Here is a 10898-nt window from a genome sequence, read left to right as displayed (position 1 = left end):
CAGTGAGCCGAATATACGCCCTATTCGGCTCACGGGCCATTCGGACCGCCTCCGCCATGGCCATGCGCGAGGCAGGGGCACAGGCAAGATCGCCCACACGGCCATGGCGTACCATCCGGGGCCTGATTTCGTTCCCCCGTCCCCCGGAGTTACCCGTGACCTACCAAGCCGCACCGGACCGCTACGACAACCTCATGCCTTACCGCCGCTGCGGTCGCAGCGGCATCGACCTCCCGGCGATCTCGCTGGGCCTGTGGCAGAACTTCGGCGGTGCCGACGTCTTCGAGACCGGCCGCGCCATCCTGCGCCGCGCGTTCGACCGCGGCATCACGCACTTCGACCTCGCGAACAACTACGGGCCGCCCTACGGTTCGGCCGAGGAGAACTTCGGTCGCGTCATGGCGACCGATCTCGCCGCCTACCGCGACGAGTTGATCATCTCCACGAAGGCGGGCTGGGACATGTGGCCGGGCCCATACGGCGGCATCGGCGGCAGCCGCAAGTACCTCATCGCCAGCCTCGATCAGTCGCTGAAGCGCATGGGGCTGGATTACGTCGACATCTTCTACTCGCACCGCGTCGATCCGGACACGCCGCTGGAAGAGACGATGGGCGCGCTGGCGCACATCCATCGCCAGGGCAAGGCGCTCTACGTCGGCATCTCGAGCTATTCGCCGGAGCTGACGCGCAAGGCCGCCGCGATCCTCGCCGAGGAACGCGTGCCGCTGTTCATTCACCAGCCGAACTATTCGATGTTCAACCGCTGGATCGAGGACGGCCTGCTCGACACGCTCGAAGACCTCGGTACGGGGTGCATCGCGTTCTCGCCGCTCGCGCAGGGCCTGCTCACGTCGAAGTACCTCAAGGGCGTCCCCAGCGACGCACGCGTCACGCGCGACGGCTCGCTCGGCAAGAGCCAGCTCAACGAGACGAACCTGGAGCGCGTTCGCGCCCTGAACGCCATCGCCGAGCGTCGCGGCCAGACGCTGGCGCAGATGGCCATCGCGTGGGTGCTTCGCGATCCGCGCGTGACGTCGGCCCTGATCGGCGCGCGCACGGTCGAGCAGCTCGACGATTCGCTCGGCGCGCTGCGCGGCCTCGCCTTCACGGCAGAGGAACTGGCGGAGATCGATCGCTACGCGAGTGACGGCGGCACCGACCTCTGGCGCGAATCGGCGAAGCTCTGAGACCGTAGGAGCGCACCTGGGCGCGATGGAGGCTGAGGGAGTGCCGAGATCGCGCCCAGGTGCGCTCCTACGGGTGAGCCCTCAAGGCGGGCCGGCTCGCTTGCGCAGTTCGCTGACGGGCACGCCGTGCCAGCCCCAGTTGTCGAGGTCCACTTCCTCGATCACCACGAACGTGCTGTCGAACGGCTTGCCCATCACGTCGAGCAGGAGCTGGCTCACACCCTGGATGAGGGCCGCCTTCTGCTCGGCCGTGGTGCTCGTGGCACCGGGGGCCGTCCCTTCGCGTGTCACCTGAATCGTCACGATGGGCATCGCACGCACTCCTTACCAGCGGCCGGCATGCTGCCCGCCATCCACGTTGAGGATCTCGCCGGTGACGAACGGGGCGCGTTCCAGGTAGAGGATCGCGTCGACGACATCGGCGATCTCGCCCAGCCTGCCCACCGGATGCAGGCCGGCGAGGAATTCCAGCGAATCGTTCGCATGCATCGGCGTGCGGATGATGCCCGGCGCGACGGCGTTCACGCGGATGCCCGATCTGGCGTACTCGATGGCAAGGCCCCTCGTGATGGCGGCGAGGCCCCCCTTGGTCAGCGACGCGAGGCCACTGGGCACGCCTGCGATGGGTTGGTCGACGATCGTCGTGGTGATCTGCACGATGTGACCCGAGCCCTGTCGCAGCATCTGCTGCGCGACGAATTGCGTGATGTGGAAGAACCCCGCCAGGTTGACGTCGACGGCATTGCGGAAATCCTCTTCGGTGAACTCGACGAACGGCTTCGAAAGGAAGATGCCGGCGTTGTTGATCAGCGTGTCGACGCGGCCGAAGCGTTCGATCGCGGTGGTGGCGACCTGTGCCGCCACGTTGCGATCGGCGATGCTGCCGGCGACCGTCACCAGGTCGTCGTCAGTGGACGGACGGATGCCGCGCGAGTTGGCGACCACGGCGAAGCCGAGTCGGCGATACGCCTCGACGATTCCCGCGCCGATGCCCTGCGACGCTCCGGTGACCACGGCGACCTTGCGTTGCGATTCCACGGTGGTTGTTCCCGTCAGCCTGCCTTCCGATGCTAGGCCTGGCATACGTGCGCGGATTGCCGTTTTCTGCGCTGCCGGTCACTTCGAGACGCAGCCGCGCAGCAGGGGGCGGTCCGGGTCCTTGCGGGTGTCGTAGTAGTCGCCCTGGCGGCCCTTGCTCCACCACGTGACGAAGCCCGATTGGTATCGCACGCCATCGGCGGACGCCGTGGCGACGAGCAGCTGCGGTACGCGGTCCACCGGCAGCAACGCGAAACTCTGGCCGTTGCTGCCGTTGAAGTACGTCACGCGAAAGGATTTGCCGCCGGGACAGCGGTACATCGCTTCGACGGGCGGGCCGACCTGAACCTGGGGCACGTGGAGCGCCGCGGCGAACGCGGGCGGGCACAGCGGCAGGCAGAGCGGCAGGCAGAGCGCCCACAGGCCGGCAAGCGGATGGCGGCGGGAACCGGGCTTCTTCGTCGTCACGGCAGTTACCTCGATGGGGTGGGTGTCGGGGACGAGCGGTTCATGGCGTTGTACACCAGCGCGTGCCGCGGCAGGGTCCCCGTTGCCGATAGCGTGTAAAATGGCGGTTTTTCAGCCAGTCTCATCGTGCAAGCAACTCGTCGGACGACCGTCCGCGGGCCGACGTTCATCCGCCTCCTGGCGCGCCTCGCGGACGTCGACGCCCCACAATCGAGCCAGTCGTTGCCGGACCACCTCAGCGGGTGGCTGAACTGGACGCAGGCGATCGCCCTGTCGACGGCGCTCGACGGGCGGTTGCCCGAGCCCGACGACGAGGCCCCGGCCTTCGAGGACGGCCCGGCGGCCGAATGCGCGCGCCTGCGCGAGGCCCTGGCCGAGACGATCGCCAACGCGCGTGAGCTGGTGCCTTCGGCCCAGCGCGAGCCGGCGCAGGTGCCTCCCGTGGAGGGCTGGGTGCCGCCGCCGCCCGACTATGCGCCCTACCGGCAGCGCTACCTCACGCTGCAACGCGCCATGCAGGGCACCACCGGCCGCCTGCGCGGCGAACTGCGCGACCTCCTCGGCCGGGCGTCCGAGGACATGGCGCGGCTGGCGGAGCTCGATGCCGTGATGGAGCTGGCCCTGAGCCCGCGCGAGCAGCGTCTCCTGGGCACGGTGCCCGGCCTGCTGGAAACCCATTTCGAACGCCTCCGTCGCGCGCACGCGGGCGAGGGCTCGCCGGATGCTCCGGCCACGGCCACGCACGATGCGTGGCTCGACATCTTTCGCAAGGACATGCAGAGCGTCCTGCTCGCCGAACTGGACGTTCGTTTTCAACCGGTCGAAGGCCTGCTTGCGGCGCTCCGCGCCCGCTAACCGAGAAATCATGTTCAGGAATCTCCTCTATCTCTTCGTGTTCGTCGTGGGCCTCGCGGTCGTCGCCTGGATCGGCATCGGCTATGTCGGCAGCAATCCGCTCGGCGCGGCGATCGCGGCGTTGATCGGCGTCTGCTACGTCGCGGGCGCGCTCGAACTGTTCCGCTACCGTCAGGCGACGGGTTCGCTGGGCGCGGCCGTCGGCGAGCTGTCCGGCGAGCCGCCCTCGCTCGCCGCCTGGGTCGGCCGCCTGCATCCCTCGCTGCGCCAGACGGTGCGCCTGCGCGTGGAGGGCGAGCGCGTCGCGCTGCCGCCGCCGGTGCTCACCCCTTACCTCGTGGGCCTGCTGGTGTTGCTGGGCATGCTCGGCACGCTGCTGGGCATGATGGCCACGCTGCACGGCACGGGCCTGGCGCTCGAGAGCGCCACCGACCTGCAGGCGATCCGCAACTCGCTCGCCGCGCCGGTCAAGGGCCTCGGCTTCGCGTTCGGCACCTCCATCGCAGGCGTCGCCAGTTCCGCGATGCTCGGACTCCTTTCCGCGCTGTGCCGTCGCGAACGCGTCGCCGTGGTTCAGCAGCTCGACGCCGCGATCGCCACCACGCTGCGCGTGCATTCCCGCGCGCATCAGCGCGAGGAATCGTTCCGCCTGCTGCAGCGGCAGAGCGAAGCGATGCCGGCACTCGTCGATCGCCTGCAGGCGATGATCGAAGCGATCGAACGCCAGGGCACCGTGACTGGCGAGCGTCAGCTCGCCAGCCAGGAGACGTTCCAGGCGAAGACCGAAGCGATCCACCAGCGACTCGCCGCGGCCGTGGAGCAGTCGCTTCGCGAGAGCGTCGTCGAGAGCGCCCGTGCGGCGGGTGCAGCCTTCCAGCCGGTGGTCGACACCACCATGGCCGCGCTGGCGCGCGAGACCACCGCGCTGCACGAGGCGATCAACGCTTCCGTGAAGCGCCAGCTCGAGGGCCTTTCCACCGGTTTCGAAGCCGCCGCGACGCAGGTGTCGTCGATCTGGACCGACGCGTTGGCCGCTCAGCGTGCGGCCAACGACGAGCTCGTCCGTCAGCAGCGCGACAGCCACGAAGCCCTGACCCGCGAGCTCGCCGGCACGCTGGAGGCGTTCGGCACGACGTTCGGTCAGCGTTCCGCGACGCTCGTCGACAACGTGACCTCGCGCCTGGACGCCACGGGCGCGGCGATCGCCGAGGGCTGGGGTGCCGCGCTGTCGCAGCAGCAGGCAGCCAATCGCGATGCCGCGGCACGCAGCGAACAGGCGCTGGCGCAGGCGGCGGCGACGTTCGAACGACATGCCGCGTCGCTCGTCGAGAAGGTCGATGCGACGCAGCTCGCGTTGCAGGAAACGCTGCAGGCGCGCGACGACGCGCGTCTCGACGCGTGGACGGGTGCGTTCACCCGCATGGGCGACACGCTGGGCGAGCAGTGGGCCGCCACGGGCGATGCGACCGTCGCGCGCCAGCAGGCGATCTGCGACGCGTTCGAGTCCACGGCGAAGCAGGTCGCCGCGCAGGCGCAGGCCAGCGCGAGTGAGACCGTCGCCGAGATCTCACGCCTCCTGGATGCGGCGTCGGAAGCGCCGAAGGTGGCGGCCGAGGTCGTCGCCGAGTTGCGCCAGAAACTCTCCGACAGCATGCTGCGCGACACGGCGATGCTCGAGGAGCGCACGCGCCTGCTCGCGACGCTCGAAACCCTCCTCGATGCCGTGAACCATGCCTCCACCGAGCAGCGCACGGCGGTGGATGCACTCGTCGCGCAATCGGCGGAGCTGCTGGATCGTGTCGGCACGCGCTTCACCGATCACATCGAAGCGCAGACCGGCAAGCTCGAAACCGTGGCGGCGCAGGTGAGCGAAGGCGCGTCGGGCATCGCCGGCCTCGGCGAAGCGCTCGGCGCGGCGGTGGCCTCGTTCGGGGAAGCCAACGGCGTGCTCACCGAGCACCTGCAGCAGGTCGCCTCCGCCCTCGACAAGTCGATGGCCCGCAGCGACGAGCAGCTGGCGTACTACGTGGCCCAGGCGCGCGAAGTCGTCGACCTCAGCATGCTTTCGCAGAAGCAGATCGTCGAAGACCTGCAACGCCTCGCCAGCCAGCGCGATCGCGCCGGAGCCGGCGCGGCATGAGCGACGAGCTGGAATTCGAGAACGAATCCGGTACGCCGATCTGGGCCGCCTTCGGCGACCTGATGTCCGTGCTGCTTGGCGCGTTCGTGCTGATCCTCGTCGGCGTCATCGGCATGCAGCTCGCGCTGTCGAGCCGTCTCGACGAAGAGGTGAAGCACCGGCAGGCCGAGGAGCAGCGGCGCACGACGCTCGAGCAGGCGCTTGCCGTGCCGCTCGCGGCGGGGCGCGTGACGCTGGTCAACGGACGCATCGGTATCCGCGGCAGCGTGCTGTTCGCGCTCAACTCCGACCAGCTGCAGCCGGAGGGCCGCGAGTTGCTGAAGACGCTCGCGGGGCCATTGTCGAGTTATCTCGCGTCGCGCGGCGAACTGCTGATGGTCAGCGGCTTCACCGACGACCAGCAGGTGCACGACGGCAACCGCCGGTTCGCCGACAACTGGGAGCTCTCGGCGGAGCGCGCGTTGACGGTCACGCGCACGTTGATCGACGACGGTGTGCCCGCGTCGTCCGTGTTCGCCGCCGCCTTCGGCGCCGAGCAGCCGGTCGGTTCCAACGCGGACGAAGAAGGCCGTGCGAAGAACCGCCGCGTCGAACTCGCGCCGGTGCCGAAGTCCTCCAGCACCGGTCCGGCGGCGCATGGCCCGTAAGCGCCGCGACGACGATGCGAAGCAGGTCCCGGTGGCGACGTCCGCCGCGGGCGGCCTGCGTCAGCTCGTCGACGAACTCTCCGCGCGCGCGGCGGCGCGCGACGCGGCGGCGCCGGTGCCGTATCCCGAGCTTGGTGTCCTCGACGCGTTTCGCGCGCTCTGGTCGAGCGTGCGCACCGAAAGCCAGATGCGCGAATCCCTCGCGTATACGGCCGACGACGCCGGCCCGTTGAACTCCAGTGCCCTCGTGCATCGTTCGATCGCGCTGATGCGCGAAACGTCGCCGGGCTACCTTCAGCACTTCCTGTCGTACGTCGACGGACTGGCCTGGATGGAGCGTCTCGGCGCCTCCCGAAGCGACGGTCCGAAGGGCGCGCAGCAGCCCGCAACGATCGGCAAACGCACCCGAGTGAAGCCTCGCGCGCGCAAGTGAGTGCACGCGGCGATGCTTTCGTCCAAGCCGCGATGGAATCGTCCCACGACTACCCTTTCGTAGGGTTGCATGGCACGCGCGTTCTTCCGATAGTTCCCCGTCTTCGTTGACGAAAGGCCGGGAAGCGACACATGGGCACCATCTCCGACGACGTGCAGGTGGAGGGTGCCGAGGTGGTCTTCGGCCCGTTCCGGCTGTTGCCGGTCGAGCGACGGCTGCTGCGCGATGGCCAGCCGGTCGACATCGGCGGCCGGGCGCTGGACCTTCTCGTCGCGCTCGTCGAGCGTCCGGGCCGCGTACTGACGAAGCGCGACATCATCCGGCGCGTCTGGCCCGACGTGGTCGTCGAGGAAGGCAGCCTGCGCTTCCACATGACATCGTTGCGCAAGATCCTCGGTGACGGCGAGGCCGGGGCCCGCTACATCGCCACGCAGGTGGGCGTCGGTTACGCGTTCGTCGCGCCCGTGCAGCGCGTCTTCGCCGAAGCGTCCATGCCTCTGGCCACGCCGGTGCATGGCGGTCTCGTCGCGGGCGCCGGACGGCTGCCGCGTCGCGCGCGGCTGATCGGTCGCGCGAACGACGTCGCGCGCGTGCTCGACCGCCTCGGAACATCGGTGCTCTACACGATCGCCGGCGCCGGCGGGGTCGGCAAGACGAGCCTCGCCGTCGAAGTGGGACACCGGCTCGTCGACGAAGGCCGCACCGTGCGCTTCGTGGATCTCGCGCAGGTCGAGGATCCCGCGCTCGTTCCCTTCGCGCTCGCGAGCGCGCTGGAGATACCGGTGCAAACCGACGATCCGGTGAGCGTCCTCATCGCGCACCTGCGCGCCTCGACGCTCCTGATCGTCGTGGACAACTGCGAGCACGTCGTCGACGCCGCATCGGTGACGCTGGAACGCATACGATCGTCGGCGCTCGGCGTCGGCATCCTCGCCACCAGTCGCGAGCCGCTGCGCGCGACCGACGAGCACGTGCACTGGCTCGACCCGCTCGCCTTTCCCGCAGAAGGCGACGGCGTTCCGGACGACCTGCTCGCCTTTCCCGCCATGGAGCTCTTCATCGAGCGCGCGCGGGCGGGCAGCGCGATGCCCGAGCCGGGCCCTGAAGATCGACGCCTGATCGCCGACATCTGCCGGCGACTCGACGGCATGGCGCTGCCCATCGAACTGGCGGCGCTGCGCGTGGGCACGCACGGGGTCGCGGCGACGCACGCCATGCTCGGCGAGCGTTTCAGTCTCGGCTGGTCCGGCCGGCGCACGGCGGTACCGCGGCAGCAGACGTTGCGCGCGACCCTGGACTGGAGCTACGAGCTGCTCTCGGCCGCCGAGCGGCTCGCATTCGATCGGCTGTCGGTGTTCGTCGGCCCGTTTTCCTTCGACGCGACCGCGCATGTGCTCGCCGACGCGCGCATGGACGCGGACACCGCCATCGCGACCCTCGACGCCCTCGCGGCCAAGGGCCTCGTGGCCGTGGACCGCGGCGTCGCGGCCGGCTCGTTCCGCTTGCTGGAAATGACCCGAGCTTACGCGCGCGAGCGCATGGCACGGCACGGCGACGCGGAGGTGCGCGCTCTGCAGCGCCGGCACGCGGCGTACTTCCTGCGTGTGCTCGACTCGCTCGGCGAAACGGGCGAGGAAGCGGTGCGCGAGTCGCTGCGGCTCAGTTGCCAGTTCGGCAACGTGCGCAGCGCGCTGGAGTGGAGCTTCGGCCCGCAGGGCGAGAGCGCCATCGCCATCCCCCTCGCCACCGTCAGCTCGCGGCTTTTCCTGCGCTTCTCGTTCATGGCGGAATGCCGCACGTGGTGCGAGCGCGCATTGAGCCTCCTCGGGATGCCGTATGTGGGCACGGCGGTGGAGTTCGAGTTGCAGGCCGCGCTCGGACTCGTGCGCATGTTCACGCTCGGCAATACCGATGCGACGGGAGTCGCCCTGCGCCGCGCGCTCGAGATCGCCCAGGCACTGGACCGTCCCTGGGACCAGCTGCGCATCCTCGGCCGGCTGCAGATCTACGAGGAACGCCTCGGCGACTTCGCGGCGTCGCTCGCGTGGGCCGAACTCGCCACCGAGGTCGGCCGCGCGATCGACGAACCGGAGGCCATCGCGGTCGCGGCGTCGCTCGCCGGCGTGTCGCAGCACCTGCTGGGCGACCAGGCGGCCGCACGGCGCTCGCTCGAGCTTTCGCTACGCTACAGCCTGCCCTCCGAGCTCAGTCGCACGATCCACTACGGATTCGATCATCGCAATCGCTCGTGCATCGCGCTGGCGCGCACGCTGTGGCTACAGGGGCACGCCGACCAGGCGCGGCACTGGGTACACCGCGCGCTGCGCGAAGCCGTCGCGCTCGATCACCCCGTCACCCACTGCATCGCGTTGATCTGGACGCTTTCGGTGCACATCTGGACGGGCGAGATCGATCGCGTGAAGGAAGCGCTCTCCACGTTCTCGGTCGCCGCGAACGCGAACATCTTCCGCCCGTACATCGCGGCGGCGGACGGCTTCCAAGGCATCGTGCAGGTACTCGGTGGCTGTTCCGGCCGGGCCGTGGACACGATCCGCGACAGCCTCGCGCGACTGAAGGCGATGCGCTACGAACTGCTGACGACCACGTTCGAGATCGCCCTGACCGAGGCGTTGCTCTCCAGCGACAGGCCCCTTGAAGCGCACGAGCTCGTCGAGGCGAGCATCGCCCACTGCGAGCGCACGGGCGAAGCCTTCGCGCTGCCCGAACTGCTGCGACTCAAGGCCGCGGTGTCGCGGCGGCTGGGCGCTTCCGACAGCACGTTCGAGGAGACGCTCCAGCGCGCGCTCGATCTCGCCACGACGCAGTCGGCATCGGCGTGGGCGCTTCGCTGCGCGATGGACCTCGCGCGTCACTGGCGTTCCACGTCGCGCCACGCCGAGGCGGACGCGCTCCTGGTGTCATGCCGCGATGCCTTCGTCGAAGGTGCCGATACGCGGGACCTGCGCGAGCTCGACGCGTTGATGGTCGACGTCGGCGCAGGGCAGCAGCAGGGTGACGCATAACCCACCGGCGTCGCGGTTGGCGAGGCGCAACCGGCCGCCGAGGTTGAGCGCCAGCCGATGCGCGATCGCGAGACCGAGTCCGGATCCTTCGGCGTCGGGTTCGGTGGCACGGCGCACGCGATAGAGCGGGCGCAGGACGGCGTCCAGCTCGTGTTCGGGGATGCCCGGGCCACGGTCCGACACGTCGATGCCCACGGCGCCCGACTCCGTTCTGTGGATGCTGAGCTCCGCATGCCCGCCGTGCTTCACCGCGTTGTCGACGAGGTTGGCGAGGATGCGCCGGAGGTCGTTGGGGCAGGTGTGGATCACGAGGGAAGGCGCCGCCGCGAACGCGACCGGCTTCCCCGCGTCCCTGTAATCGCACGCGAGGCTGTCGACGAAGGCGACGAGGCAGAGCTTCACCGGTGACTCGCTCGGCGCCTCGGCGCAGCGCGCATAGCGGACCCCGTCGCGGACGAGACGCTCCATGCGGTGCAGATCGTCGATCACATACGGCCGCCCCGGCACTTCTTCCATGGCCTCGACGCGAAGACGCATGCGTGCGATGGGCGTCTGCAGGTCGTGCGCGATCGCGGAGAGGAACGCCAGCCGCTCCGCCACGTGATCGCGTACGCGCAGGTGGATCGCGCGCAGCGCGTGGGTCGTCCGCGCCATGTCGGCCGACGCGCTCGCCGGTGGCGGCGGGAGCACGTACGCCGGATCGAAACGTTCCAGCAGCTCGGCCGTCTCGTTGAGCGGGCGGACGGCGGCGCCGATCGCATGCCACGTCCACGGCAGCATCGACACGAACGCGACCGTGGCGCCGACGGCGACGGGCGCCCCGGCCAGCACGAGGAGCACGCAGGCCACCTGCGCGAAGAAGATACCCGCGCATTGCAGCAGCATGATGCGGGCGGCGAGCCCATGCGGAAGGGCGCAGCGTAGGGGAAAGGACATCGGGCGGTTCATCGATCCACCTCCTCGGGAGGAATCGACCACAGCCTGCGCGCGTTCCTCCGCGGCGGCCAGTTATATGCTGTTAGACACCGTTAGTACCCTCTCCTGAATCGAGGGGCCGGGGACATCGGCAAGAGGAGCCGTTCGCCGCTATGATGACCCCATGCGCGC

The 10898-nt window shown here is 69.5% G+C and carries 10 protein-coding genes; 6 read left to right on the top strand and 4 right to left on the bottom strand.

The features are described 5' to 3' along the window. Positions 1-155 precede the first annotated feature (155 nt). On the top strand, positions 156-1187 hold the full coding sequence (gene mgrA / locus BMW54_RS17735) for an L-glyceraldehyde 3-phosphate reductase (RefSeq protein WP_090175168.1): 1032 nt from the start codon (positions 156-158) through the stop codon (positions 1185-1187). Between the two features lie 81 nt (positions 1188-1268). On the opposite strand, the gene BMW54_RS17730 is transcribed toward mgrA, so the two are convergent. From BMW54_RS17730 to BMW54_RS17720, 3 genes are all read right to left on the bottom strand, one after another. Beyond that, a complete protein-coding gene (locus BMW54_RS17730; protein ID WP_090058797.1) occupies positions 1269-1499 on the bottom strand; it encodes a tautomerase family protein in 231 nt (76 codons plus the stop codon). Positions 1500-1511: 12 nt separating this feature from the next. Further along, positions 1512-2225, bottom strand: coding sequence for an SDR family NAD(P)-dependent oxidoreductase (locus BMW54_RS17725; protein WP_090058794.1), 714 nt, complete (start codon positions 2223-2225; stop codon positions 1512-1514). 78 nt (positions 2226-2303) lie between these two features. Next, the gene (locus tag BMW54_RS17720; protein ID WP_090058793.1) at positions 2304-2693 is read right to left on the bottom strand and encodes an MliC family protein; all 390 of its coding nucleotides are present in this window, start codon (positions 2691-2693) and stop codon (positions 2304-2306) included. Between the two features lie 123 nt (positions 2694-2816). On the opposite strand from BMW54_RS17720, the gene BMW54_RS17715 reads away from it, so the two are divergent. The 5 genes from BMW54_RS17715 to BMW54_RS17695 all read left to right on the top strand — a co-directional run bounded on the left by BMW54_RS17715 (position 2817) and on the right by BMW54_RS17695 (position 9791). Next, positions 2817-3548, top strand: coding sequence for a DUF3348 domain-containing protein (locus BMW54_RS17715; RefSeq protein WP_090058790.1), 732 nt, complete (start codon positions 2817-2819; stop codon positions 3546-3548). 10 nt (positions 3549-3558) lie between these two features. Further along, entirely contained in the window at positions 3559-5688 is a 2130-nt protein-coding gene (locus BMW54_RS17710) for a DUF802 domain-containing protein (RefSeq protein WP_090058788.1), read from the top strand. Beyond that, a complete protein-coding gene (locus tag BMW54_RS17705) occupies positions 5685-6335 on the top strand; it encodes an OmpA family protein (RefSeq protein ID WP_090058785.1) in 651 nt (216 codons plus the stop codon). Before BMW54_RS17710 ends, BMW54_RS17705 begins: the two co-directional genes overlap by 4 nt. Further along, a complete protein-coding gene (locus BMW54_RS17700) occupies positions 6325-6768 on the top strand; it encodes a DUF2894 domain-containing protein (RefSeq protein WP_090058782.1) in 444 nt (147 codons plus the stop codon). Before BMW54_RS17705 ends, BMW54_RS17700 begins: the two co-directional genes overlap by 11 nt. 131 nt (positions 6769-6899) lie before the next feature. Beyond that, on the top strand, positions 6900-9791 hold the full coding sequence (locus BMW54_RS17695; protein ID WP_090058780.1) for an ATP-binding protein: 2892 nt from the start codon (positions 6900-6902) through the stop codon (positions 9789-9791). Here the strand turns inward: BMW54_RS17695 and BMW54_RS17690 are convergent. Beyond that, complete coding sequence (locus tag BMW54_RS17690) at positions 9687-10727, bottom strand: sensor histidine kinase (protein WP_175472918.1); 1041 nt, start codon at positions 10725-10727, stop codon at positions 9687-9689. The two genes, BMW54_RS17695 and BMW54_RS17690, sit on opposite strands and share 105 nt — an antisense overlap. Between the last annotated feature and the right edge of the window lie 171 nt (positions 10728-10898).

Source organism: Luteibacter sp. 329MFSha (assembly GCF_900111665.1).
GTDB lineage: Bacteria > Pseudomonadota > Gammaproteobacteria > Xanthomonadales > Rhodanobacteraceae > Luteibacter.
The sequence above is the reverse complement of the archived record's forward strand: the minus strand, read 5'-3'. Positions and strand labels throughout refer to the sequence as shown.

Coding starts and splice junctions, on each gene's coding strand:
- BMW54_RS17730 (WP_090058797.1), bottom strand. CDS start 1,499: ATGCCCATCGTGACGATTCAGGTGACACGCGAAGGGACGGCCCCCGGT.
- BMW54_RS17710 (WP_090058788.1), top strand. CDS start 3,559: ATGTTCAGGAATCTCCTCTATCTCTTCGTGTTCGTCGTGGGCCTCGCG.
- BMW54_RS17705 (WP_090058785.1), top strand. CDS start 5,685: ATGAGCGACGAGCTGGAATTCGAGAACGAATCCGGTACGCCGATCTGG.
- BMW54_RS17700 (WP_090058782.1), top strand. CDS start 6,325: ATGGCCCGTAAGCGCCGCGACGACGATGCGAAGCAGGTCCCGGTGGCG.
- BMW54_RS17695 (WP_090058780.1), top strand. CDS start 6,900: ATGGGCACCATCTCCGACGACGTGCAGGTGGAGGGTGCCGAGGTGGTC.
- BMW54_RS17690 (WP_175472918.1), bottom strand. CDS start 10,727: ATGTCCTTTCCCCTACGCTGCGCCCTTCCGCATGGGCTCGCCGCCCGC.